The following is a 25,490-nucleotide window of genomic DNA, read 5'->3' as shown; positions in this document are numbered from 1 at the left end:
ATCCAAGTAAAACTTGCTTTAATATCATAATAGACAGACGATCACAAGGAGCATGCCATGTGTTGCAATATTGACTTAAACTCCAAAGAAGAAGCGGCACACTTTTTGGGAAAAACAGAGCCAAGCATTCTGCCCAAGACCGCTGATAATATCTCGGTCAACATCATCTATGCAGACACACCCGCAATGAGTTTGTTTGATAAGATCATTGCTCATCTGCAAAAACGAAAAGCAAGAGTCTGATGCCTGACTACTGTTTTAAACAGCATAAGACTTAATTCACCCAATATCAACAATCAACCACAAGGAACTGTCATGACAAAACAAATCATTCATACCGATGATGCACCTGCTGCGGTTGGCACTTATTCACAAGCCGTTAAGATTGATAAGACGGTGTACATCTCTGGTCAGCTGGGACTAGATCCCAAGACAATGACACTCCAAGAAGGATTCATCGCCCAAGCAGAGCAAGCACTGGATAACTTAGCAGCCATTGCACAAGCTGCTGGCGGTACACTGAACGATACTGTAAAATTCAATGTCTCTTTGACCGATTTGAATGACTTTGCCGCACTCAATGACATCTTTAACAATCGACTGTCCGCACCTTATCCTGCTCGTGCTGCTGTACAAGTCGCCGCTTTGCCAAAAGGTGGTGTGGTGGAGATTGAGGCCATCTTGCATCTAGGGTGATTGGATAATTACTCACTCCCAAAGGCTTGTTTCAAGCCTTTCTTTTTTCTCTCATGACTGCATTACCTTTATGTCAAGACCCCTAGTTCGTGTCGCCTTGCCCGTACCGCTATATCGACTGTTTGACTACCTTTGCCCTCCATCAATGCCAAATTTGCCTGTGGTGGGTGGTCGTGTACAAGTTCCCTTTGGACACCGAACGCTCATTGGCATCGTTACTGGTCATATTGATCAGGCAGGTAGCGACATTCCGCAACACAAGCTCAAATCAATTAAGCAGTGCTTTGATGATACTGCCATCATCACAGATGACTTGTTTGGCTTGGCATATTGGCTAGCTTCTTACTATCACCACCCACTAGGAGAGACATTTTCGGTCATGCTGCCAAGCTTAATCAATCAAGGCAACCAACCCGTGCAGCAGCTGGTATTATGGAAAGTGGCAGAGAGTGTTACCGATGATTTTGCCCAAAAACAAATCAGTCAAGTCGCCAAAAAGCAGTGGCAAATCTTTAACGCCATCAAGCAAGCATCAAGTCTTAACAAGTCTCAATTAAAGGAACTGGGTGTTACCAAAGCTCAATTATCCGCCCTATCGGACAAAGGATTGATCTGCTCATTTGTCGCAGACGCTTCCAAAAACTCATTAACACCCCCCAAGCTAAAAGACACACCACCATCACTCAATGATGAACAATGTGTTGCTTTTAATGCCATCAAGCAAGCGATTGATGCGGGCATTTATCAAGGCATTTTATTAAACGGCATCACTGGATCAGGAAAAACAGAGGTCTATCTACATGCCATATGGCATGCTCTATCCGCTGGCAGACAAGTGCTGATTTTGGTGCCTGAAATTGGACTCACTCCACAGACCAAAGCTCGCTTTACCTCACGCTTTAACGCTCGCATCTGTGTACTACATTCAGGCATGAACGATAAGGAGCGACTGCAAGGCTGGCAAGATTGCCGTACAGGACAAACGCAAATCATCATCGGCACTCGTTCAAGCGTGCTATATCCTTTTAACAACCTAGGACTCATCATCATTGACGAAGCTCACGACACTTCCTATAAGCAACAAGATCATTTACGATATCATGCGTGCGATGTGGCGATGTGGCGTGGTCATCGACTAAGCATACCTGTGGTACTAGGTACAGCCACCCCAAGCTTAGAACAAATCAAGCTAAGCCATGATGGCAAGCTTATTGAATATCGACTGACCAAGCGTGCTGGCGATGCCAAAACTCCGACATTTCAAATGGTTGACATTCGTCAAGGCAGCAGACAAATTCTATTATCAAGCGGTGAACAGCAGACCAGCTTACTATCAGAATTAAGCATTCATCACATCAAACAGCGTCTTGGTAATGGCGAGCAAGTACTCATTTTTTTAAATCGGCGTGGCTACGCACCGATACTGATGTGCAGTGCATGTGGTTGGCAAGCCGATTGTCCTTATTGCGATGCCCATCTGACATTGCACAAATATCCTACTGAGCAACTAAAATGCCATCATTGCGGTTTTCAAAATCACATCCCATGCCATTGCCCTAAGTGCAACAGCAGCAATTTACAACACTTAGGGCTTGGTACCAGTAAGCTGAGCGAACAACTCCATGCCATATTTGCCAATCCACAAATGACCAAACAACTCTACCCCATCTGGCAGATCGACCGAGACACAATGCGTAAGCAAGGTGCTTGGGAAAGCATGTACGAACAGATTCTCCAAGGACATGCAGGGATTTTGGTGGGAACGCAGATGATTGCCAAAGGGCATCACTTTCCGAATGTAACGCTCGTGGTGATTGCGGATGCAGACTTAGGATTCTTATCACCCAACTTTCGATCACCTGAACATACCGCCCAGCGTATCATACAAGTGGCTGGGCGTGCTGGGCGTGCCAAAAAATCTGGTCATGTACTCATTCAAACTCGTCAACCAGACAACCCTCTATTTCTCACACTCATCAAGCATGGTTATCTGGCTTTTGCTGATACTTTATTAAAAGAAAGACGACTGCTAGGGCTACCCCCCCATGCCCATGCCGCTCTGATCAGTGCTGAAAGTCATGATCAGCAACGAGCCAGAGCAGCCATCAGTCATCTTACCCAAGCATTACCAAGCCCTAATGGTTTGGCAAAAAGTGGCGCGCTAGACGCACCCATGAACAAAAAAAACAATCGCTATCACACGCAGTTATTACTGCTTGCCAAAGACCGAAAGACCCTGCACGGCGTGCTGTCTGAATACTGGCAAAGCCTGCTTGAGTTACCTACCTCCAAAGGTGTCAAGCTTTCTTTGGATATCGATCCGATGAGCTGGTAGGACCAAAAGCTACAATGCACACATACAAACTTATCACTGGTTGATCAACTTTTTATCTTACACACAACGCTTTGGTTTGCGTTTTTTGTTCAAAGAAGTCTGACAACGCCAAACATCATTCCCTTGATCATTGGTATGATAAATAATCAGCGTCTCACCATTAAGATAACGCACAGGATAACCTGCCCCAGAGACAGTCGCCACCACCGCACAATCCGTCTGTACACCAGCCACATGAGACACCACTTTCATAGAGACTCGCTGGCTGTCCGTTGAGACAGGTAGGTGTGTCGGACAGGCACCCGTGTCTTGATAAATGATTGCCATGCGTTTTTGAACAGCGATGGCAGATCGATGGCTTTCGAAGATGACTGTCTGCTCTTGTTGCATCGCAATGATTGGCAAAAACTGCATGGTCGGGATTGACAGAATCAAACCAAACATGCCAAAAGCCACAGACATACCAAACAAGCTGGTACCACCCTCTTGTTTTAAGCACGCTCTTTGAGCTTGCTCATCATGAGGGTGATGATCCAACACATCAGCAATCTCACGGCGTGCCATGCGATAGTAATACGCATCTGCCCAACGAGCCACTTGACTGGCCCAAAAGACCCATATCAACACAGCAACTGACATGCGCACCCCCATCTGATACTGCTCTGGTAAAAATGAAATTGCCGTAAACTCTAATATCGCCAATGCAATAACGATCGTTACTTTAATAAAAGACCAGCCAGCAACACAATACACCACACAATCCAAATACCTTTTGCGATAAAGCAACCAGCCAAAAGTACAGAAGAACGCAGCCCAATGCCAGCGTGGATACATTTTCCCTGCTTGATCAAACTCATTAAAACGCTTTAAATAATACGGCTGAGAACGCAAACCAATGAACCACCGATCAAGCTTGATGCGTTGACTGGCACTCAAATCGGCACGATAAAAAGGTGGTGGCGTGGTATCTTCTAAAAAAGGCAAACGAAACATGGGGACTGATGGGCAAAATGATAAAATTGATTTGCGGTTAAGGACAGCTTGACTTATAATGACACACATTTTACGCCTTTTTTTGATGCAAATAAAGCCATGATTGAGACAAAAGACCAGTTTTTAGCCCCTGTAGGTGGTGATCGCCAAACTCCAGACACCGACCGTGAAGTCATCAGCGAACAGATCGCACGCCTAGCAAAGACACCTGAACAATTTCGCCAAATAGACACATTCATGAAGCGACGCACGCACATGAGTCAGACGAGTGAACTTGCGTTGACGGACGACATGTACGCACCCTATGTCATTAATCATGGTTTTGAACTTGGTAAATTGGGCAAAGTCGATGATATTCGTGATTTGCGAACATGTTTTGAACAAACGCCCAATGGCAGTCAAGCTCCTTTAATACTAGAAATCGGCTTTGGCATGGGCGACAGCCTGATTGAAATGGCAAAAAATGCCCCAAATCGCAACTTTGTAGGGATTGAAGTGCATGAGCCTGGCATTGGGCGAACAGCCTATCTGTGTCATGAGCTTGGATTGACAAATCTTAAAGTGCTAAGTGGTGATGCGATTGCCCTACTCACCAACCTACCTGATGAACATCTTGATGCCGTACAGCTGTATTTTCCCGACCCTTGGCAAAAAAAACGCCACTACAAACGCCGATTCGTCACTGAACATCGCATGCAAATCGTCGCTCGCACCCTAAAAAAAGATGGCATTTTTCATGCGGCGACTGACTGGGAGCATTATGCGTTATGGATGCTGGAAGTTCTTGATCACATGGCGATTTTTGATAATATGTCTGGCAAAGGAAATTTCACACCACGCCCAGATTTTCGCCCCCAAACAAAATTTGAAAAACGAGGCTTTGACTATGGTCGCACTTCTTGGGACTTGATGTATCGCAAGATTGGCTGATTTTTTGTCAGTCGGTTATTTCTATGACGGTCTGGTACCGTCTTTTTTTGGGCATGTATTTTTCGGTATATTCAATTGACTGTTTCACACCATGCGATCAAACATTCATCGTGAAACATGGTTCATCATGCACACTTTGTATATCACCTCATGACAGTAACACTCACCAATCATCGTCTCCAGACCTTGATACACCTAAGCTTTCTAAGACAGTATTTGTTTATCCACAAAATATGTGGATAACTTTGTGGATAACCTGTAAATTTTTCAATCAAGCTTAGCATTATCAATACCTAAGCCGTGACGAGATGTATGCGCAACTATCTTGGGATAAATTTAAATCATAAATAAAATCAATCACTTATAAAAACAACCAAAAACCCCCAATCATCACGACAAACCCCTTTATGTTTCACAGTCATTCATGCGATTTTCTTGTGTAACTTGTGGGTAATTCACCTTTTTGACACATGACCACAAGCAACTCCACCATCAACAATCCAAAAAACCAACCTCTCTAAGCAGGCGTTTTTTTAGCCAAAATACTTTAGGTAAAAACAAGCGAGTCATGCTATAATGACTGGGCGATTCAAAAAGCTTCATCAACAAATTTATTTAGGTAAAACTTATGAGTAAAACAAAGGACATGACCACAAGCGTCGATGAAAATAAAGAAAAAGCACTCAAGGCAGCACTGGCTCAAATTGAAAAAAGCTTTGGTAAAAATACCATCATGTGCTTAGGCGATGAGGCAGCCAAAATTGATGTCGATGTGATTTCAACAGGATCTTTGACGCTAGACATTGCTCTTGGTATTGGCGGCCTACCAAAAGGTCGCATCATTGAGATTTTTGGCCCTGAAAGTTCTGGTAAAACCACCTTAACACTTCAAGCCATCGCCGAATGTCAAAAACAAGGCGGTACCTGTGCCTTTATCGATGCTGAACACGCCTTAGATCCGATTTATGCCAAAAAGCTGGGCGTAGATATCGACAAACTCATGGTATCCCAACCTGATAATGGTGAACAAGCCCTTGAAATCGCCGACATGCTGGTGCGTTCTGGAGCGGTAGATTTGATCGTGGTGGATTCGGTGGCTGCATTAACACCCAAAGCTGAGATTGAAGGCGAAATGGGCGACAGCCACATGGGTTTGCAAGCTCGTTTGATGAGTCAAGCTTTGCGTAAGATCACAGGTAATGCCAAACGCTCAAACTGCATGGTTATTTTCATCAATCAAATTCGCATGAAAATCGGTGTCATGTTCGGTTCGCCTGAGACCACCACTGGCGGTAATGCTTTAAAATTCTATGCGTCGGTACGCTTGGACATTCGCCGCATTGGTCAAATCAAAGAAGGCGAAGAGATTGTCGGTAACGAAACCAAAGTGAAAGTCATTAAAAATAAAATGGCCCCTCCATTCCGTGAAGCTCTCTTCCAAATCATGTATGGCGAAGGCATCAACCATTTGGGTGAAATCATTGATCTTGGCGTAGATATCGGTGCCGTCGGTAAATCTGGGGCATGGTACAGCTATGGCGATAATAAAATCGGACAAGGCAAAGCTAATACCGTCAAATATCTTGCCGAAAATCCACACATCGCCCAAGAGATTGAAGCCAAAATCCGTGCTGAAAAACTGACCAAAACATCAAACATCCCTGCTGATGATGGAGATGAAGCGTTTTATGACGAATCATCAAGTTTCGTTGAAGGCATGCCAAACTAACAACCTCTCAATCACAGCATGACTACCATTAAAACTTTGGCAGAAATCTTAGCGGATATGGACAATTCTGTATCCGCTAAGCCATGCCAATCATCACAAGCACCCCTTGATACACCAGCCCAAAAGACTCATTACCCATCCACTCGCCCCAAGCAATCACACAAAACCAACCCATCAATTAATGGCATCAACACCCTAACGATGGCAAACACAACCCCTTTAGATGCGTCAACCGCCGATGTCTTAAAGCATGTTGCCAGTGAGCCAATTTATCAAAATGATAAAGATGTGAATCGACTTCGCTGGTTGGCGTTTTATTATTTGTCTCGTCGTGAGCTGTCTCAAAAGCAATTACGCCAAAAACTGCTAGATAAGCACTGCAATCCACAGATGGTCGAAGAGTTGCTGGTGGAATTTGACCAAAAAAAATACCAATCTGATGAACGGTGTGCCTTGATGATCATTCGTGAAAGCGTGCGTCGTGGGCGTGGCAAACATCACATTGCCCAAAGCTTTAAAAATGCTGGCATCAATCTACCTTATTCAATTGATGAATTGATTGGCATGGCTGACATACCCAGTCTAAGCGATGGTACAATTTTGGCAGATGATGACACTCCAAAGGACGGCATCAATTGGCTGAAGCTTGCCGTAGAAGCTCGATGCAAAAAATACGGCAATCATCTGCCTGATGACCAAAAACAAAAAGCTCGTCAATTAAGATTTTTGCAGTATCGTGGCTTTGAAATGTCAGTGTGCTTTGCTGCACTTAATTACACGCTTGATGATATGGACGAGCTAGATTTTATTTAAAGCTCTCTTTTGTTAAGCGAAATTTTTCCCACACGCCCACTTGTCCCACTTTCAATTTGGCGACAGACCCAAGTTTTCTCCATGGCATGCTGTCTCCATGAAAATCGCTACCAACCGATACCAAAAGATCGTGTTGGGCAATGCTTCTATCAATCATCGCTCTAAGACTTTGTGGCTCTGCATTGGGCAATTCACACCCATCGCCACCCAAATGAGCAAAGTCAGCAATCAGCTTTCGAGTGCGTGTCGCTGACAATCCATAACGAGTTGGGTGAGCCAATACTGCCAAACCACCACAATCATGAATCAAACGAATCGTCTCCGCCATATCCAGAGTCTCAATCGCCACATACGCAGCTTTGTTGTCTGCCAAATATTTATCAAAAGCTGCCTGAACACTCCCCACCAAGCCAAAATCACGCAACACTTGAGCGATGTGTGCACGCCCAATCGCACGAGGGTTATGACCAGCCTTATATAGTGTGGCACGCCAAATCTTCTCAATAAAATCTTCTTGATGATCTTCTGCTAACAAACCAGCCAACTTCTCAATCATGCGTCTGCCACGATGGTGGCGACTGTCTTGCAATGATTGCAAAGCATGGTGCATTTTTTGAACATCACAAAAATCAAGGGCGACGATATGAATGATTTTATTCAGTTCTTTATTCTTACCATAGCCACCAACCACCGTGTGTGAACAGCTGATTTCCACACCATTCACCAGATGAATGCCAACTTCTTTCGCAGACGATCTAGCTTCCATCACGCCTAAGACCGTGTCGTGATCGGTTATGGCAAATGTTTTAATGCCTGCCAAGTGAGCTTTTTTGAGTAGTGCTACAGGCGTGTCAGTACCATCAGAAGCAGTGCTATGGCTGTGCAAATCTATCATTCATTTTTCCATCTTAATTCATATTCGCAATACCAACAGACTCATTCTGATGGCATCATGTGGGGTTGCATTTTTATCATCAACATGGCATATTTTACCCACTCTCCGACTTTTTTCAAGTTAAGACTTGATGGCAACGCCATCTATTTTTAGGGTTAACCATAAGACTCCTCATTGATGCAAGCACCCTTCTCATCATCGCCAAAAACTTTCTCATCAAAACAATCAACCGAACAAATGCACCAGCAATGCTCATCACCAATACCTTCATCAAACTGCCGCCATCGCTGCATCCTGCCATGAAAATTATTCCACAAGGATTTGATATGACAAACGATCACATCAAGCAGCATGTGAGTGCTAGGGGTCTTGTCATCACCAGCGACACTCCATTGGTAAATGATGTGCTTATAAAAGATACTAGGCATTAAGCAGTCGTGCTAAAGAGAGAAGTTGACGCACTATGACATCAAGCCAAAATGCAATCAATCTCACCTCATCACCACCAAACCACTCAAGCAACACCCCAACTCATCTCATCAAAATCAAGCAAGGTGAGTACACATAAAACCCCAAAAAAACCAAGCGATTTTGGTAAAAATTTGGCATAATAATGCCTAACAACGGTCAAATAGGCCAAATTCTTACCACTTGACACACAAAGCTCATCATCATGCTAGAAACTTGGTCAAAAGAAGTCGTCATTCAAAGACTGCTTGCACTTACCCTACTCACCATCTTAATCATCTTATGCTTTAAAGTCGTCAGATTTTTTATTACCCCTGCGATTTGGGGGGCGATTTTAGCCTACATCACCTTTCCATTGTACCGATTTTTTCATCAAAAAGTGCTGTTAGGTCCTACACTTAGTGCGCTTGTCATGACGATGGGCGTGTCTTTAATGATCGGCGTGCCATTGGTCGTTGGCATCTTTTTCTTACAACAAGAGGTGATTGCTTTTTATGGCATGGCGATTGAACGCTTGCAAGCAGGTTATATTGATTTGCCCAACAATATCAAAAGCCTGCCAGTCATCGGTCAGCAGATTCAAAGTGTGTTATGGGAAATCAATCAAGACCCTGAAGCATCCATGGCGGCAGTGCGTGGCTGGGTGCAATCACATTTGTATTATGGCAAAGTCGCTTTTGATGTTGCGTTTAAAAATTTGGCAAAGCTTGGCATGGCACTCATGACTTTGTTTTTCTTTTATCGTGATGGCGAAAGCCTCATGCGTCAAATTCGCCAAGCACTGTGCAACATCATCGGCGATCGCATTGATGATTACATCACCTCAGTCGGTGCGACCACGCAAGCGGTCATCTATGGCATTGGCTTGACCGCTTTGGCACAAGCGTTGCTGGCAGGTCTTGGATATGCCGTGGCAGGCACACCAAACCCCATTTTACTCACCTTATTGACTTTTGTGGCAGCACTCATACCATTCGGCACACCCTTTGCTTGGGGAGCGGTGGCATTATGGTTGGTATCACAAGGTCATACCACAGAAGGCATTGGACTAGGATTGTGGGGCATTTTAGTCATCAGCTGGGTGGACAATCTGATTCGCCCCATCGTCATCAGCGGTGCAACCAAGATTCCATTCATCATCATTTTCATCGGTGTGCTTGGGGGATTGACAGCATTTGGCTTTGTTGGCTTATTCATTGGCCCTGTGGTATTGGCAATTGGACTTGCGGTATGGCGAGAATGGATCAGCCAGCATAAAGATGAAATATTTGCCAAAAAAGACGGTGCCTTTGCCATTGATGGTCAAACAAGCTTGCCAATTCACACCACACCAACACCCATCTTAAATCAAGACAAATCAGACACATAAATCGATCATGCTTACCATCTTAGCCGACGAAAATATCATCAATCTTGATGAATACATGGCACACCATGATATCCACCTCATCAAAGTTAAAGGTCGAGATATCAATCAACATGCCATCAAAAAATACAATCCAGATGCTCTATTCATCAGATCAGTCACACCCATCAACTCCGACACCATCACCGATTTCGGCAAAGTCAGCTTCGTTGGCTCTGCCACCATCGGCACTGACCATGTGAATATCACTCACCTGAACAAGCATGGCATTTCATTCAGTAATGCTGGTGGATGTAGCAAGCATTCGGTCGCTCAGTATGTTCTTGTTGCCATCTCTTACCTATACCCAGAATATTACGACAAGCACATCACCATCGGCATCATCGGACTTGGCAATATTGGTAGCACACTGGCTGGCTATGCCCAACAGCTGGGCTGGCATATTTTAGGACATGACCCCTTATTAGCGACCAGTAATATCAACAACAGCAGTCTTGACAAGCTATTAAAAAATAGCGATGTCATCAGCATTCACACCCCCCTAACCCAAGATGGTAACCACCCAACCTACCATCTGCTCAATAAAAACAACCTATCTAAAATCAAAAATAACACGCTCATCATCAACACCGCTCGTGGTAAAATCATTCATCATGATGACTTGATGACAGCAATCAACCAACAAAACTTGAAAGTTGTATTAGATGTCTTTCCACACGAACCAAATATTGATGCCGCATTATTAAATCGCCTTGCCATTGCCACGCCACACATTGCAGGCTACACATTAGAGGGTAAATTGCGTGGTACAGACATGATTTATCAAGCATTTTGCCGCCATTTTCATTTGCCAATCATGCAACATCTGTCTGCTTTACTCCCTCCAAATCCTTTAAGCTGGGCTGATTTTAAGGCAAGTATCAAACAGCTTACGCCAATCTCATTGGCACGCTTTTATGACATCGTTCAAGATGATGTCAATTTGCGTGCATTAGGTCAGCATGGCGTGGAGGGTGCAAGCTTTGATCAGCTTCGCAAAAACTACGCCCTACGCCATGAATGGCTTTATTGACTAACATTCCGCCATACCAATTGTGAGCATCATCATGAATCAACAACCAAGCCAAAGCCTGTTATTGGCTCGACAGCGTGCCAACATGCTGTCGCAAATTCGCCAGTTTTTTTTGAATCGTGGGGTTTTAGAGGTAACCACACCCATTCTATCAAATGCTGGCAATACCGATGTTTTTATTGACTCAATAACAGCCAATTTTCATCAAGCTGGCAAACTGCGTACTGGTCATCTGCACACCTCCCCAGAATTCGCCATGAAGCGTCTGCTTGCTGCTTGGCAAACCCCCATTTATCAGATTTGCCAAGTCTTTCGAGATCATGAATGTGGCAGTCGGCACAACATTGAGTTTACCATGCTTGAATGGTATCGTCCGCATTTTAGCCTTGATGAACTGGCTGATGAGCTATACCAACTGATCGGCATCGTCATGGGAAAGCACATCTGTTTTGAAAAGCTGAGCTACGCAGACAGTTTTTTACCACTTGGCATCCACCCTTTTGTCAGTAGCATCAATGAAATGAGGCGATGTGCATCTTCATACGGCATCACACTGGATATGGAAGATGATCGACAAGGCTGGTTGGATTTACTATTTAGTCATCTGATTGAGCCGAATTTGGGTAAGCAAGTACCCACCCTCATCATAGACTACCCACCTGACACCGCCGCACTTGCCAAGACGACACATGATAAAGATGGGTATTTGGTTGCTAGACGATTTGAGCTTTATATTGATGGTATTGAGATAGCCAACGCTTATGACGAGCTGGCTGATGGCGATGAATTATTGGCAAGATTTCAAGCAGATAATGTCAAAAGAGTGGCACTTGGGCGACCCTCCATACCAATTGACATGAATCTTGTTCACGCCTGCAATCAGCTGCCGCCTTGTAGCGGTATTGCCCTAGGGGTGGATAGACTATTTATGGTGTCTCAACATCTCAATGACATCAAACACGCCATTGCCATCACCACAGAAAATGCCTAAAAAGATTGAAATCAGGCACTGCAACACTCATCAATCATCAAGCATTCGCCTTGCCCATTCAATCACTGGCTTGTCAACCATTTTTCCTTCCACGCAAAACACAGCTTGACCTGTTCGCTGATGCAAATCGATGACTTTTTTGGCAAAATCAAGCATCTTCTCATCAGGTCTTGTTGCTTGCTTGATGGGCATGACTTGCTTTGGGTGAATGAGCAACTGACCGCCAAAACCGAAGTTTTGGGCGTATTTGGCAAAGGTTGCCACACCCAAATCATCATGAAAATCTGCAAAAATCGTCTCAATCGGTGCTGATAAATTGCAAACCGATGAATGCAATAGCAAATCGGTGCGTATCTTATCTAGCACCACTTGTGCTGATGGCGTGCCGATGGTCATGCCCAGTGATTTTGCCAAATCCAAACATCCATAGGTCATAGCAAACAATCCATTCGCCGTGGCAATATCAGCAATGCTTAACACACCCTTAGCAGTTTCAATGGCAGCGATAATGGGCAGTGAAGTTGCTTGATGCAAGGCTGTTACAGACAAGGCAGATTCTGCTTTTGGTAACAGTAACCCCTGTACATGACACAAGCCTTGAACCATTGCAACATCATGCCCATAGTCTGGCGTGCTTGCCGAATTGATGCGTAACCAATAAGATTGCTTAAAGATCTTATCAGCTTCTATCAGTGCTTGGCGAGCTTCAGACTTACCCACCCCTTCCACCGCATCTTCTAAGTCAATGATGATGGCATCAGCACCGCTATCAAACGCCTTAGCCACCCTATCCAAACGAGTTGCTGGCACAAATAGGTAAGTTGTGAAATTGCTTTGCATGTTGATTGTCCAAAATACATGTTTAAAGCACACAAGATAGCATTGTTTTGGGGAAATTGTAAAGTAAGTAAAGCCAATCAAGACAGTCTTAAACATAGGAACACTGATACAGCAAGATTGACATTACTCCTTACGCACTTAATAAATGTGCTATAATCACCCATTACCATAAAGCCTACCCTACTTGACTTACCATTCAAAAAATTGCCATGCTAGACATTGCCAAATACCCCATTAACACTTACAAAAAAGAGCTAACATCTTTAGTTAGTCTTGCCATGCCCATGCTCATTGCACAACTGGGGCAGGTAGGCACAGGGTTTGTAGATACAATCATGGCAGGCGGTGCAGGCAAAAGCGATTTGGCAGCAGTAGCACTTGGTAGCAGTCTGTTCACGACCGTATATGTTACTTTACTTGGCATCATGATTGCACTCAATCCAATGATCGCTCAACAACATGGTGCCAAACAGACCAGTCAAATTGGCGAGATGGGTCGACAAGGCTTGTGGTATGGTTTATTCACAGGCATCTTTGGCATGTTTTTTATGTGGGCCGCCATCACACCCTTTAAGACTTTTTTTGATTTGGGTACTCACACACTCCACATCACTGAAAATTATCTATGGTTCGTAGGTCTTGCCATGCCTGCTGCCATGATTCACCGTGGATTGCACGCTTATGCCTCCAGCCTGAATCGACCACGAGTCATCATGATTGTCAGTTGGGTGTGTTTTTTGATTAACATTCCATTAAATTGGATTTTTGTGCATGGCAAATTTGGCATGCCAGCTTTGGGTGGTGCAGGGTGTGGACTGGCAACAGCGATTGTCTTTTGGCTTAATGCCATCATTTTGGCCGTTTATATTGCCAAAGACAGTCATTTTAAGCCCTTTGGCTTGTTAGAAAAGTTCAGCCCACCAAACATGAAGACAGTCGGCGAAATCACGCGTTTAGGGTTGCCAATCGGTCTGTCTTTTTTTATTGAAGTCAGCCTATTTACTTGCATCATGTTTTTTGTGGCACGCTTAAAAGGCGATGCTTTCGGCACGACCGAAGACTATGTCGCCGCCCAACAGATTGCCATCAGCCTAACCAGTCTGATTTTCATGCTGCCACAAAGCCTTGGGATTGCAGCGACGGTGCGTACAGGGTTTTATCTGGGGCAAGGCAGACCTCATAGGGCTCGCTATGTCTGTGGCGTGGCCATCGTCAGTGCCATCATCATGTCTTGTATGACAGCAACCACTTTAATCGCACTGCGACACCCCATCGCTCAACTCTACACCGATGATTTGACAGTCATTAGCATCGCAACGACAGTACTGCTGTTTGCCGCCGCCTTTCAGCTGGGCGATGCCGTTCAGTGCGTAGCAAGCAGTGCATTACGAGGCTATAAAGTAACCAATACTCCCATGATTATCCACTTAGTCGCTTTTTGGGGCTGTGGACTCATTCCAGGCTATGTGCTGGCTTTTTATTATGATTTTGGAATCTATGGCTTTTGGATGGCACTGGTCATCTCTTTATTGGTGGCGGCAATTTTGCTCACTTGGCATCTTGAGCATCACAGCAAAAAAGTGATTCGCCACCAAAAACTCTCCATGGCAAGGCTTGCAAAATGACACTTTGGCATCTGATCAGTTTGAATTGGCATTATTTCTACAACATTGCCATATGGTGATTTTTTATCAAATTTGCTTTATCAATCAACCAAAATCTTGTACCCTACATCAAAACACATGAACACCTTAGGATTTTTTATGAAAAAAAACACCAAGTTGCTTTTTGCTCTAGTCTGTTGTGCAGTATCCACACCAGTTCTGGCAAGTGAATTACCAAAATTATCTACCAATGAATTTCATCAGTGTTTAACCACCCTAAAAAACTCAGCTACTTTTAAGGGGATTTCCGAAACAACTTTTGAAACTCATCGCCCAAGCGAACCTGACCCATCGGTCATTCGCTCACTCAATCATCAACCAGAGTTTAAAAAAGATGTTTGGGATTATCACGCATCATTGGTTGATGTTGAGCGAGTGATTGATGGTTTGCAAGCCAAGGCCGAACAAGCCGATGTCTTACAAAAAATACAAGCACGATACGGCGTACAGCCTGAACATGTGCTTGGGGTGTGGGGTGTGGAAAGTAACTTTGGACAAACTCTAGGGGGCAAAAATCTATTTCGCAGCCTTGCCACACTTTCTTGCTTTGATCGTCGTCAAAACTATTTTCGCAAAGAATTTGCCAACGCACTTAGAATTGTTCAAAATGGAGACATTCAGCCAAAGGACATGATAGGCTCTTGGGCGGGTGCTTTTGGTCAGACTCAATTCATGCCCAGCACCTTTTTAGAGTTGGCGGTAGATTTTGATAATGATGGACATAAGGACTTGGTCAATAGTAAAGCCGATGCACTTGCCAGTACTGCCAATTTTCTTTCCAAGCGTGGCTATCGTACAGGAGAGCCTTGGGGGTATGAGGTCGGACTTAATGGCTACACAGGACCAAGCGGACGCACCAATAAGCACACCATCACACATTGGCAAAATCAAGGCATTACCTTACCAGATGGTCGCCCAATACCAAACAACATGGCGTCAGCAGGTCTGCTATTGCCAGCAGGTTTTGATGGTCCCGCTTTCTTGGTTGGTAGAAATTTTGATACTTTCTATCGCTACAATAATTCAGAAAGCTACGCACTTGCGATTGCTCATCTGTCAACCTTGATAGAAAATGCCAGTACGAACACGCAGTTTACTACCGCTTGGCCGACAGACGATGCTGGCATCAGTCGCCGTGAAGCTAAAGAAATTCAGCAGGCACTGGCCAATGCAGGCTACGACATCGGTCAAATAGATGGCATCATTGGTGACAACACTCGCCGTGCCATCATGGACTATCAACGCAAGGTTGGCGTTACCCCCAATGGTCGTGCTGGCCAAAAGTTTTATCGCTTAATTACCCAAACCAGCAGCACGCCTGCCACCCTACCTACACACAATTCAAGACCATACCAAATGCCCATAAGCCATGTACCAACCAGCCAGCAGATTGCCACACCCATCAAAAGCGTCGTCCCAAAAACCTATCAGAAGGTCATAAATGCTGATGGCACCATCTCACTCATTCCAAAAGAATGAACTTTTACCATCAATGACAAAAATGACAAACCCCTAAGCAGACTTAGGGGTTTGTCATCATAAGGTTAAGACTGTCATTCCGCTTCATCATCGTCCCATTTTGCATAGGTTTTTGATGGGTCAATGCCTTTTGATTTTAGATAAGCGACCTGCTCTTCTAAGGTGCGTGATTTTTCAGCATCACGCATGTCATCTTCCAGCTCATCTAATTTTTTAATCTCTTTGGTGAATGTGTGAGTTACAGCATCATGCGACATGATTACCCCCTAATCAATTAACTGTCCTCTCATTAGAGCAAATTTTATCACCAAATACAAGCCATTACCGTAAAATTTACATTTTCGCTACATTTAATCCCCATTCATCACCAGTTTGCCAATGTCTCATCAATCAAGAAAGTTAGGTACGGTAAAGCAAGGGGATTCATGAATTAGGGTTGTTACCAGTGTCGTCAGCTGTTCGTTGAAACGACTGGCATAAAATACCAGAGCAGCATCGTTGGGTGTGGTCGCTTCAATTTGATATGCTAACAGCAAAGATTTAACTCGCTCAGCAATCGCCACGCCAGAATCCAACAAGCGTACATCAAGGTTGTTTTTATGAATATGGTCTTGTAAAAACTGCTTAAAAAACGGGTAATGCGTACAACCCAAAACAATCACATCCACGCCCTCATCTGCCCATCGCTTAACTTGATCAGTAAGCAGCGTGGCTACTGGTGAGTGAATTGACATGCCAGACTCTACCCAAGGCACCAGACATGGCTCAAAGTGCTTAAATACCTCAATGCCAGCAGGCACACAAACACTCTCAATGACCTCATTAAGTAACTCCCCTTGTAGGGTGGCTTGGGTGGCTAACACGCCGATTTTTTTGCGTTTTGTGATGGCACAAGCAGGCTTGACTGCAGGTACCAATCCTACGACTGGCACGCCACATTGTTGCCTGACGGCAGGCAAGGCATGGGCAGAGGCACTATTACATGCAATGACGATGAGCTTGCAACCAAGCTGGCACAGATGTGACACCGCCTGTAATGTCGGCAGTAGAATTTCATCACCAGATTTGTTCCCATAGGGCACATTAGCTGTATCGGCATAGTAAATAAATCGCTCATTTGGCAAGCCTTGCTTTAAGTGCTGATACACAGAAAGCCCGCCCACGCCAGAATCAAACACGCCAATTGGTGCGTTTTGAACATCATTGATGAAGGTGGGATTTTGGTTAATCATTAGGCACCTCCACATGATGCGTGCGACCACCACTTTTTAGAATCAATGCTGTTTTATCACCCAGCTCACACAATTCGCCCATCTCAACCAAATGATACAGCACATTATTGCTGATGCGTGCGACAAGTCCAAATCTGGCATCAATGTACAAACGCTGCTCTTTTCTGCCATCTTTATCAAATTCCTTAAAATATAAAGAATCATCACCAAGCATGATCTGATCACCAGTGGTTGTACCAAAGACAATCCATTTCTCGCCATCTTGCTCAATCTCATCCACAGTATTAATCAATAACGGTGCGTCATCAACCTGAATGCGATACAAATCGCTTGGGGTTTTTAGAAAATATTGTGCCTGACCATTCTCCACTTGCCCCCACAGCACACTTGCAAACAAATCAATCAGTGACTGGCGAGTCATTTTTGACCCTGCGTGATGCCACTCGCCATTGTCTTTAATCACCACATCAAAGTCATGCACCCTGCTAGGATACCAAGCGTCAAGCGGTGGGGTTTTTCGCTGGCTGCTTTGATTGCCAATCTCTGATAGCAATTTATCTATGGTATTGTTTTTATTGATATTTTTTGATTGATTGTCTGTTATTTCATCATTTTTTTGGGTCATGGCATGCTCTGATTTGACAGTGTTTGATGATGACAGATGACTTCATCAGCGTTTTATCTTGCCAATAATTGTAGCCCAAACCCATTCACAAAAGCAATGCCTCCAAACAATTTATCCACCAATCAATCATCTTGTTACGCAAGAAAACAATCCGTGATGATTATTAACTTGCCTAATTCATTAAGATTGGTAAAATATAGCAACACTTTAAGCATTCGCTTGAACCATTTAATCATGCATTTCTATCAGCCAAATCAATGTGTTTTTTTCGCTTATAAAAATGTATTTATTGCCAAAAAACCTTAGCCAATAGGACACAATATGCAACATATCGAACGAGAATCGATGGAATTTGATGTGGTGATTGTCGGTGGTGGACCATCTGGTCTGTCAGCAGCAATTCGCCTAAAACAACTTGCTAATGAAGCTGGCATGGATGAATTCATGATCTGTGTGGTAGAGAAAGGTTCTGAGTTTGGTGCTCATATCTTATCAGGTGCCATCATGGAGACCAAAGCACTTGATGAGTTACTGCCCAGCTGGAAAGACATGGATGCCCCCATCAGCGTTGCTACCAAAGAAGACCGTGTTTATATGATGTTAAATGGTCAAAAGGCCATTCAAACACCTGATTGGGCTGTGCCAAAACCATTGCATAATGAAGGCAACTACATTGTCTCTTTGGGGAATGTGGTCCGTTGGCTTGCCGCTCGTGCTGAAGAGATGGAAATCATGCTGTTTCCAGGATTTGCTGCCAGTGACATCTTATATAATGACGACGGTTCAGTCAAAGGCATTCGCACTGGAGACATGGGCATCAATGCCAAAGGCGAAGCCAAGCCATCTTTTGAGCCAGGTTATGACCTACTTGCCAAATACACCATCTTTGCAGAAGGCTGTCGAGGTCATTTAGGAAAACGCTTAATCAGTCGTTTTCATTTGGATAAGGATAAAGACCCCCAACATTATGGAATCGGTCTAAAAGAACTTTGGGAGATTGACCCACAAAAACATGAAGAAGGCGTCATCATGCACGGCACAGGGTGGCCACTGTCTGAAACTGGCACCACAGGTGGTTGGTTCTTGTATTTTGCTGAAAATCACCAAGTCAGTTTTGGTCTGATCTGCGATTTGTCTTACAAGAATCCTTACTTTTCTCCATTTGATGAACTACAACGCCTAAAACTACACCCAACCATACGCACCATTTTAGAAGGAGGTAAGCGTTTGTCCTACGGTGCTAGAGCTTTGGTTAAAGGCGGTCTTAATAGCTTGCCTAAGCTAAGCTTTGCAGGTGGCGTACTGATTGGCGATGATGCAGGATTACTCAACCCTGCCAAACTAAAAGGCACGCACACTTCCATGAAATCTGGCATGCTTGCCGCTGAAAGTGTTTTTGCTGCCATCAAGGCAGGTAGATCGCACGATGAGGTGAGTGAGTATCAAGCGAATTTTGAAAAATCGTGGCTGTTTGAAGAGGCATACACCGCTCGTAATTTTTCCCCTGCCATTCATCGCATGGGTACGCTGATGGGCGGTGCTTTTACTTTTGTTGAGCACAACTGGTTTCAAGGCAAACTTCCACTCACCATTACCGATAACACACCAGATCATAAACAACTTGATAAAGCCGATCATGCTTTTAAGCCTGACTATCCAAAACCTGATGGCAAACTGACTTTTGACAAACTCTCATCAGTGTTCATCTCCAATACCAATCACGCAGAAGACCAGCCCTGTCATCTTCGCCTGACAGATTCTAGTGTGCCGATCAGTCGCAATTTACCAATTTATGCTGAACCTGCACAACGCTATTGCCCTGCTGGCGTCTATGAAGTAGTGCTTGATGACAATGAACCCAAAGGTGCAAAATTCGTCATCAATAGTCAAAATTGCGTGCATTGTAAAACTTGCGACATCAAAGACCCAGCCCAAAACATCACTTGGATCACCCCAGAAGGTGGTGGCGGTCCAAATTATCCCAATATGTAAACATCTGTGATGTCATTTGATGAAAAGCCAGGCAATTCGCTTGGCTTTTATTATTCATCAATTGATAAATAAATTTTATTTGTAGGAAAAAAAATTTTTTGATATATTAACAATCCATTCATCAAATTCATTAAGTTGATTGTTGAATGCAACCAATACAACTGACAAGGAAATCATATGACCGCTCTACTGCAAGTAGGCAATTTACCTACCGAAATCATCTCCCCTTTATGTAAAGACTTTGACACCTTAACGCCCAATCTATATAAAGATGGCAGTTATCGTTTGCGTCGCTATTCCAAAATCATCTATGACAAACACACCAAAGAAATCGCTTTATTACGAGGCAGTCAGTTCGTACAAAGTGAAGAATTCAATAAGTTCCAAGGAGGCGTTGTCCGTCAGTACGATGATCTTAGTGATGAGCTGCTACAAAGTAAAGGGTTTTTAACCATCGTAGATACTTTCGCCAAAAAAGGCGAACTCCCAGACTCTGCCACCATTGAAATACACCAAATCCGTGTCGTCGCCAAAGACCCCACCACACCGACCGTTACCACACCAGAGGGCATACATCAAGACGGCTATGATCGCATTGGTATGTTTACCATCAATCTTGCCGATGCACAAGGTGGTGATTTATGTGTTTACAAAGCCAATGACAAAAAAACACTCATCACCACAATACCGAGTAAGATGGGTGCGTATTGCGTCATGGATGATGACAAACTTTGGCATTATGGTACCGATTTAATCGCCGACAAGCAATCAGGGCATTGGGATTTGTTTGTGCTTACAGCAAGCTTATCGTCCTAATCATTCCTTACCATCAATGACAACCCCCTTTTTACCAACTTAAGGACATCTCATGTACGACACACACCGTATTCGCCAGCATTTTTTGGCTTTTGACTGCCCAGATGATTCAGGTCAATTACCCATTTTTTTTGATGGTCCTGGTGGCAGTCAAGTACCCAAAATGGTTACTGATGCCATGAGTGATTATTTAGGCAAGCACCACAGTAACATGGGTGGCTTTGCCCATGCAGGCAGGTACACCACCGCCATCAATACGAAAGCGCGTGAAATGGCAGGTCTATGGCTTGGGTGTGAAGCAGAACAAGTTGTCTTTGGACTGAACGCCACAAGCCTTATGTTTCAATTCTCACGAGTATTGGCACAGACCTGGCAGGTAGGTGATAACATCGTCGTCAGTCAGATTGACCATTTTTCCAATGTGTCATCATGGCAAACTGCCGCTCAAGATAAAGGCGTAGAAGTCAGACACATTCCATTGAATGCTTGTGGCGATGCCTTGGATTTAAGCTGCCTAGAACAACTCGTTGACGAACGCACTCGCTTGGTGGCGGTTTCTTTGGCATCAAATGTGCTTGGCACACGCACCGACATCAAGCCCATCATTGAGCGAGCTAATTCCGTGAACGCCCATGTTGCCATTGATGCTGTGCATGCCATCGTGCATGAAAAAATTGACGCAACACAGCTAAATTGCGACTTGCTATTCGCCTCAAGCTATAAACTGGGTGGTGCTCATCTTGGCATGGCATATGCCTCAAAACGCGTGCTTGAACTGCCCGCTTATAAAGTCGAACCTGCCACACAAGTACGCCCATTCGCCTTTGAACAAGGCACACAGTCTTTTGAAGGTCAAGCAGCATTCATTGCCTTGATGGAATATTGGGCAAGTCTTGCAGATGAAGGCGACTGTTTGTCAACACGATTGGCACAGGCGTATGATAAAGTTCAAAATCACGAACGCTCACTTAGCGAAATATTTTTATCTGACGCCAATGCGCGTGATTATATCAAGCTTTATGGAAAAAATGACAGCACCAACCGAACACCAACATTCGCTTTCAACCTAGTCAAAGATCAACAAATCCTCTCACCCACTAAGATTTCTCAATGGCTTGGTGAAAAAAATATCGCCCTACCATCAGGAAATTTCTACGCTTTAGATGTCGTTCGCCATTTGGGTTTGTTGGAATGCGGATTTTTGCGTGTGGGATTTTTGCATTATACCAATGAGCATGAAATTAAGCGATTGTTTGAGCTGTTAGACGAGTACATCATGCAGGTTGAATGTGCTGATGCCTTATAAACGCATATTCAACCTGATTTAACATACCTAAATTGTTAGCTTTTTTTGATGCCCATCATTTGATTTGTTCAATCATATAATCCACTGCCGCATGCACCTCTTCTTCTGATACGGTGCCAACGGCTTGGGCGGGCATCTTATTAAATCCCTTAGCTGCATGCTGATATAAAACCTCAACGCCCTTATCTAAGCGTCTTGCCCATGCTGCTTTATCACTGAGTTTGGGGGCATCTAGCAGACCTTGATCATGACAAACTTTGCAAGTTTGTTCATAACGCTTTTTACCTTCTTGAACAGACAATGATCCAGACGCAACCTTAATGGTTGGTTCGCTATCAGGATTACTGACATTAGCACTGGTGTCTGCATGCACTGGTGGCTGAACTACTTTTGCTTTCTCATCAGCAGATTGCTTTGGGTAAGATGCAGGCTCACTTTGCTTGACCGACTGTTCGTCAGTACCGCAAGCAGTGATCCCCACAGATGATGCCGCAATGAATGACAGAAAAAATTGCCTAACTGGGTATTTCATGATTACCTCGTCTTTTAAACAAGCGGTTGGCATCAACCGCACTAAAAATTCCTAGATGGGTAAGTATAATATACCTAATTTTTTTAAGGATTTGTAGTGAAATTTTACCCATCAACAGGTCAATATCACCCCCGATCTTAGCCAATCTCAAAAGCACCATCAAGACCGACGCAGCACACTTCTCAACCCCAAAGACTCTCGACGGATACATCTTTTTGTCATTTTTGTATTAAAAGTGTATCTTAATAATTCTCCATAGCTTAATTATTTGCTATAATTAGTTCAAATCACAGTTTTTTTTCATCATTGACTTGTTTATTAGGAAAACCCTCATGAAAATCATCGCTCCAATCGTCATCGCTGCCATTGCTCTGACTGGCTGTAACGCCATGACCAAAGCATCAGACAAAATCTTCTACAAGCAAAGCAATTTTTCTTTATCACAAAGCACTGAATATCCAGCTGGCGAAGGCTTGGAATATGATGCACAAGTCAAGGCTGATGCCGCACTTGTTGATATGAAAAAAACCCAAGCAGAGGGTGCACAGCGTCCAAGCAATACATCAATCACCAAACATGACGAACTGAATAAGGCTCAAAAATAAAAGCGATGAATTGCACAGCCGATAAAAAACTGCCTTATGGCAGTTTTTTATTTATTAAAATCAAAAACCCATAAAAAAGATCCCAAATAAAAGAATTTGAGATCTTTTTAGAGCCACTATGGATCAGTACTTGCGTACAGTACGCACTTGCTCACGCCATACTTTTTTCTTATAGCGCTTGACAGCGGCAGCTTTTTTACGCTTACGCTCTTGTGTTGGTTTTTCAAAAAATTCTTTTTTACGAACATCGGCCAAAACACCAGCTTTCTCACACGCACGCTTAAAGCGGCGAATTGCGATGTCTACCGGTTCATTTTCTTTTACCTTAACAGAAGGCATAATCACTCCTAAATACAAGACAAGTCGGCATCGATTAGGCTGTATTATATTATATAGCATCACGGTCTTGGGCGTGGGCATCAGCTCAAATCGGAAACAAAAATCCGCATTGCGGCTACTTACCTTAGAAAATCTCAACAATCAACCTAAAGTAAGTGGTCTATTATACATGATATAAAAACATAATTCAATCCACCCATTAGCAAGTAGGCATAAAAATACAAAAACTTTTAAAAATTTTTCTCAACTTGCATGCCAAGTCATGGATAAAATTTCATTGTTGAGCGGTTGAGAAGATACGCTTATCACTCATGGAATCATGGTGTGGCAAAACACACCATAGCAAATGGCATCTACATCCAAGATGGTTATTTAATGACCTCATACCCACCAAATTTCAGCGGTAGATATGAGGCAATAAAGAATAAAGCACCGAGCTGTGTGAACTATTTTGCTTTAGCTTCTTTATCTTCTGTGGCGGTCGCATCAGCATCAGTCTTTGGGGCGTCATTAGTCGCCGATGTGTTTGCCCCAGCACCTGATGTCTCAGCGAAAGTCGGCTGACCATGATCATCAAATATCACCTCCTCAGCTTTAGGTGCTTTTGCCAAGGCAGCTTCTTCTGCTTCTTTAAGCTTATCTACCGCATGCACTCCTTCATGTTTACCACATGCCGACAATACCGCCATTACCATGATTGTTGCTACAAACTTAATTTTCATAATCTCTCCTAATATTAGCCAATTTGGCACCGTGGTAAGATAACCACCATTGTTTTTTAGATTGTTTATTATGCCATAATTTCTCTTAATTTTCATGAGATTTGGCAAAACTGAACAAAAAGCTGTTAAGAATAGACATCTAAAAAACAACTCCAGCCAAAACTCTTGATTCAATGAATAAAAATCACCCATGAACATCGTCAAATCCGATCAAATTAAGCTTTTGCAAGATAAACGCATAACCTTTTTGATAATCATCAAATTCCAACCAATCTTTTGGTAGGTTCGAAATGATTTGCTTTCCAGACACTGGCTCATCAATCACTTTTGGCGGTAAAATTTGCATTTTACCACAAAGATATCTAAGCACATCATAACTGCTAGCAGGACAATGGTCCGTCGCCAAATACAAAGGCTTTGGCACATCACAGAGCAAGATATGCACCAAAACCGCCACCAAATCTGTATCCATGATGCGATTGGTATGATGACATCTAGGCACACCCTCATCATGGGCAGACTGTGCGGAGCGAATCATTCGCAGACGATCAATCCCATAAATGCCACTTGGGCGAACGATGACAGCTTGATCAGTAAAAGCGTGTACGATGGCATTTTCCGCTTCTAGCAACACTTTGGCAGTGGGTGATAGGGGATTGGGCATGGTATGTTCATCAACCAACTCTCCACTTTGCTCAGAGTAGACCGAAGTTGATGAAACGAACAAAATGCGTCGCAAATTAACCAATGCCCCAGACATGCCAGCCAGATGCTGACAAATTGCCAAATAGCTGTCTTGATACGCCTTAACCCTATCTGTGATGGCACTTGGAGTAACAATCACCGCAATATGTGTAAAGTCCTGCAAATCCGTCGGTTTTAAATCAAGTGCATCCATCTGCCAATGCACCGCATTCATCACGCCATCATAGCACTTGGTCGTACGAGATAGCCCCACCACATGATGATGGCGTGATATTTGTTTGGTAACCTCCTTGCCAATGCTACCTTGACCGATGATGAGATAGTTAACCATAATTTCTCCTAAGG

At 43.7% G+C, this 25,490-nt stretch carries 26 protein-coding genes; 16 read left to right on the top strand and 10 right to left on the bottom strand.

The features are described from left to right. Positions 1-57: 57 nt before the first annotated feature. The 3 genes from M2R47_RS02395 to M2R47_RS02385 all read left to right on the top strand — a co-directional run bounded on the left by M2R47_RS02395 (position 58) and on the right by M2R47_RS02385 (position 3,031). Complete coding sequence (locus M2R47_RS02395) at positions 58-243, top strand: hypothetical protein (RefSeq protein ID WP_249098389.1); 186 nt, start codon at positions 58-60, stop codon at positions 241-243. A 72-nt stretch (positions 244-315) separates the two neighbouring features. Next, entirely contained in the window at positions 316-696 is a 381-nt protein-coding gene (locus tag M2R47_RS02390; protein WP_249098387.1) for a Rid family detoxifying hydrolase, read from the top strand. A gap of 70 nt (positions 697-766) precedes the next feature. Continuing rightward, on the top strand, positions 767-3,031 hold the full coding sequence (locus tag M2R47_RS02385) for a primosomal protein N' (protein WP_249098384.1): 2,265 nt from the start codon (positions 767-769) through the stop codon (positions 3,029-3,031). A 57-nt stretch (positions 3,032-3,088) separates the two neighbouring features. Here the strand turns inward: M2R47_RS02385 and M2R47_RS02380 are convergent, their stop codons facing one another. Continuing rightward, positions 3,089-4,024, bottom strand: a complete 936-nt coding sequence (locus M2R47_RS02380; RefSeq protein ID WP_249098382.1) for a pilin — start codon at positions 4,022-4,024, stop codon at positions 3,089-3,091. Between the two features lie 99 nt (positions 4,025-4,123). Between M2R47_RS02380 and trmB the strand changes: the two genes are divergently transcribed. The 3 genes from trmB (at position 4,124) to M2R47_RS02365 (ending at position 7,496) form a co-directional block, all read left to right on the top strand. Continuing rightward, positions 4,124-4,954, top strand: a complete 831-nt coding sequence (gene trmB, locus M2R47_RS02375) for a tRNA (guanosine(46)-N7)-methyltransferase TrmB (protein ID WP_335341975.1) — start codon at positions 4,124-4,126, stop codon at positions 4,952-4,954. Positions 4,955-5,582: 628 nt separating this feature from the next. Beyond that, positions 5,583-6,683: a recombinase RecA gene (gene recA, locus M2R47_RS02370; protein WP_283162888.1), complete on the top strand. Its 1,101-nt coding sequence runs from the start codon at positions 5,583-5,585 to the stop codon at positions 6,681-6,683. 18 nt (positions 6,684-6,701) lie between these two features. Beyond that, on the top strand, positions 6,702-7,496 hold the full coding sequence (locus M2R47_RS02365; protein WP_249098379.1) for a regulatory protein RecX: 795 nt from the start codon (positions 6,702-6,704) through the stop codon (positions 7,494-7,496). Here M2R47_RS02365 and M2R47_RS02360 read toward each other — a convergent pair. Continuing rightward, positions 7,489-8,391 (bottom strand): PHP domain-containing protein, encoded by a 903-nt coding sequence (locus M2R47_RS02360; protein ID WP_249098376.1) that lies wholly within the window; start codon positions 8,389-8,391, stop codon positions 7,489-7,491. The two genes, M2R47_RS02365 and M2R47_RS02360, sit on opposite strands and share 8 nt — an antisense overlap. A gap of 248 nt (positions 8,392-8,639) precedes the next feature. Between M2R47_RS02360 and M2R47_RS09620 the strand changes: the two genes are divergently transcribed. From M2R47_RS09620 to epmA, 4 genes are all read left to right on the top strand, one after another. Continuing rightward, positions 8,640-8,822 (top strand): DUF188 domain-containing protein, encoded by a 183-nt coding sequence (locus tag M2R47_RS09620; RefSeq protein ID WP_418001177.1) that lies wholly within the window; start codon positions 8,640-8,642, stop codon positions 8,820-8,822. Between the two features lie 242 nt (positions 8,823-9,064). Continuing rightward, positions 9,065-10,228 (top strand): AI-2E family transporter, encoded by a 1,164-nt coding sequence (locus M2R47_RS02350; protein WP_249098370.1) that lies wholly within the window; start codon positions 9,065-9,067, stop codon positions 10,226-10,228. 7 nt (positions 10,229-10,235) lie between these two features. Continuing rightward, entirely contained in the window at positions 10,236-11,297 is a 1,062-nt protein-coding gene (locus M2R47_RS02345; RefSeq protein WP_249098367.1) for a 4-phosphoerythronate dehydrogenase, read from the top strand. Positions 11,298-11,331: 34 nt separating this feature from the next. After that, on the top strand, positions 11,332-12,288 hold the full coding sequence (gene epmA / locus M2R47_RS02340) for an EF-P lysine aminoacylase EpmA (protein ID WP_249098364.1): 957 nt from the start codon (positions 11,332-11,334) through the stop codon (positions 12,286-12,288). Between the two features lie 30 nt (positions 12,289-12,318). Here epmA and M2R47_RS02335 read toward each other — a convergent pair whose 3' ends face one another. Then, a complete protein-coding gene (locus M2R47_RS02335; RefSeq protein ID WP_249098361.1) occupies positions 12,319-13,128 on the bottom strand; it encodes an HpcH/HpaI aldolase/citrate lyase family protein in 810 nt (269 codons plus the stop codon). Positions 13,129-13,337: 209 nt separating this feature from the next. Here M2R47_RS02335 and M2R47_RS02330 point away from each other — a divergent pair, with 209 nt between their 5' ends. After that, positions 13,338-14,753: an MATE family efflux transporter gene (locus M2R47_RS02330; RefSeq protein ID WP_249098360.1), complete on the top strand. Its 1,416-nt coding sequence runs from the start codon at positions 13,338-13,340 to the stop codon at positions 14,751-14,753. Positions 14,754-14,891: 138 nt separating this feature from the next. Continuing rightward, positions 14,892-16,271 (top strand): lytic murein transglycosylase, encoded by a 1,380-nt coding sequence (locus M2R47_RS02325; protein ID WP_249098357.1) that lies wholly within the window; start codon positions 14,892-14,894, stop codon positions 16,269-16,271. Positions 16,272-16,345: 74 nt separating this feature from the next. Here the strand turns inward: M2R47_RS02325 and M2R47_RS02320 are convergent, their stop codons facing one another. The 3 genes from M2R47_RS02320 to M2R47_RS02310 all read right to left on the bottom strand — a co-directional run bounded on the left by M2R47_RS02320 (position 16,346) and on the right by M2R47_RS02310 (position 18,128). Beyond that, positions 16,346-16,528: a hypothetical protein gene (locus M2R47_RS02320; protein ID WP_249098356.1), complete on the bottom strand. Its 183-nt coding sequence runs from the start codon at positions 16,526-16,528 to the stop codon at positions 16,346-16,348. A gap of 129 nt (positions 16,529-16,657) precedes the next feature. Next, complete coding sequence (murI, locus tag M2R47_RS02315; protein ID WP_249098352.1) at positions 16,658-17,503, bottom strand: glutamate racemase; 846 nt, start codon at positions 17,501-17,503, stop codon at positions 16,658-16,660. Further along, positions 17,496-18,128 carry a DUF1285 domain-containing protein gene (locus tag M2R47_RS02310; protein WP_249098349.1) on the bottom strand — a complete coding sequence of 211 codons (633 nt, stop codon included), beginning with the start codon at positions 18,126-18,128 and terminating at the stop codon, positions 17,496-17,498. The genes murI and M2R47_RS02310 overlap by 8 nt, the downstream gene beginning before the upstream one ends. A 321-nt stretch (positions 18,129-18,449) precedes the next feature. Here M2R47_RS02310 and M2R47_RS02305 point away from each other — a divergent pair, with 321 nt between their 5' ends. The 3 genes from M2R47_RS02305 (at position 18,450) to M2R47_RS02295 (ending at position 22,242) form a co-directional block, all read left to right on the top strand. Next, positions 18,450-20,120 (top strand): electron transfer flavoprotein-ubiquinone oxidoreductase, encoded by a 1,671-nt coding sequence (locus M2R47_RS02305; protein WP_249098346.1) that lies wholly within the window; start codon positions 18,450-18,452, stop codon positions 20,118-20,120. A 177-nt stretch (positions 20,121-20,297) separates the two neighbouring features. After that, entirely contained in the window at positions 20,298-20,936 is a 639-nt protein-coding gene (locus M2R47_RS02300; RefSeq protein ID WP_249098343.1) for a 2OG-Fe dioxygenase family protein, read from the top strand. Between the two features lie 52 nt (positions 20,937-20,988). After that, positions 20,989-22,242, top strand: a complete 1,254-nt coding sequence (locus M2R47_RS02295) for an aminotransferase class V-fold PLP-dependent enzyme (RefSeq protein WP_249098339.1) — start codon at positions 20,989-20,991, stop codon at positions 22,240-22,242. A 55-nt stretch (positions 22,243-22,297) separates the two neighbouring features. Here the strand turns inward: M2R47_RS02295 and M2R47_RS02290 are convergent, their stop codons facing one another. Then, on the bottom strand, positions 22,298-22,774 hold the full coding sequence (locus tag M2R47_RS02290; RefSeq protein ID WP_249098336.1) for a c-type cytochrome: 477 nt from the start codon (positions 22,772-22,774) through the stop codon (positions 22,298-22,300). Between the two features lie 332 nt (positions 22,775-23,106). Here M2R47_RS02290 and M2R47_RS02285 point away from each other — a divergent pair, with 332 nt between their 5' ends. Further along, complete coding sequence (locus M2R47_RS02285; RefSeq protein WP_249098334.1) at positions 23,107-23,379, top strand: hypothetical protein; 273 nt, start codon at positions 23,107-23,109, stop codon at positions 23,377-23,379. Between the two features lie 123 nt (positions 23,380-23,502). Here the strand turns inward: M2R47_RS02285 and rpsU are convergent, their stop codons facing one another. The 3 genes from rpsU to M2R47_RS02270 all read right to left on the bottom strand — a co-directional run bounded on the left by rpsU (position 23,503) and on the right by M2R47_RS02270 (position 25,476). Next, a complete protein-coding gene (gene rpsU, locus M2R47_RS02280) occupies positions 23,503-23,718 on the bottom strand; it encodes a 30S ribosomal protein S21 (RefSeq protein ID WP_242748412.1) in 216 nt (71 codons plus the stop codon). A 446-nt stretch (positions 23,719-24,164) separates the two neighbouring features. Continuing rightward, complete coding sequence (locus M2R47_RS02275; protein ID WP_249098332.1) at positions 24,165-24,440, bottom strand: hypothetical protein; 276 nt, start codon at positions 24,438-24,440, stop codon at positions 24,165-24,167. A gap of 184 nt (positions 24,441-24,624) precedes the next feature. Beyond that, positions 24,625-25,476, bottom strand: a complete 852-nt coding sequence (locus M2R47_RS02270) for a Rossmann-fold NAD(P)-binding domain-containing protein (protein WP_249098328.1) — start codon at positions 25,474-25,476, stop codon at positions 24,625-24,627. Positions 25,477-25,490 lie beyond the last annotated feature (14 nt).

The organism is Moraxella oculi (assembly GCF_023336735.1).
GTDB lineage: Bacteria > Pseudomonadota > Gammaproteobacteria > Pseudomonadales > Moraxellaceae > Moraxella > Moraxella oculi.
The sequence above is the reverse complement of the archived record's forward strand: the minus strand, read 5'-3'. Positions and strand labels throughout refer to the sequence as shown.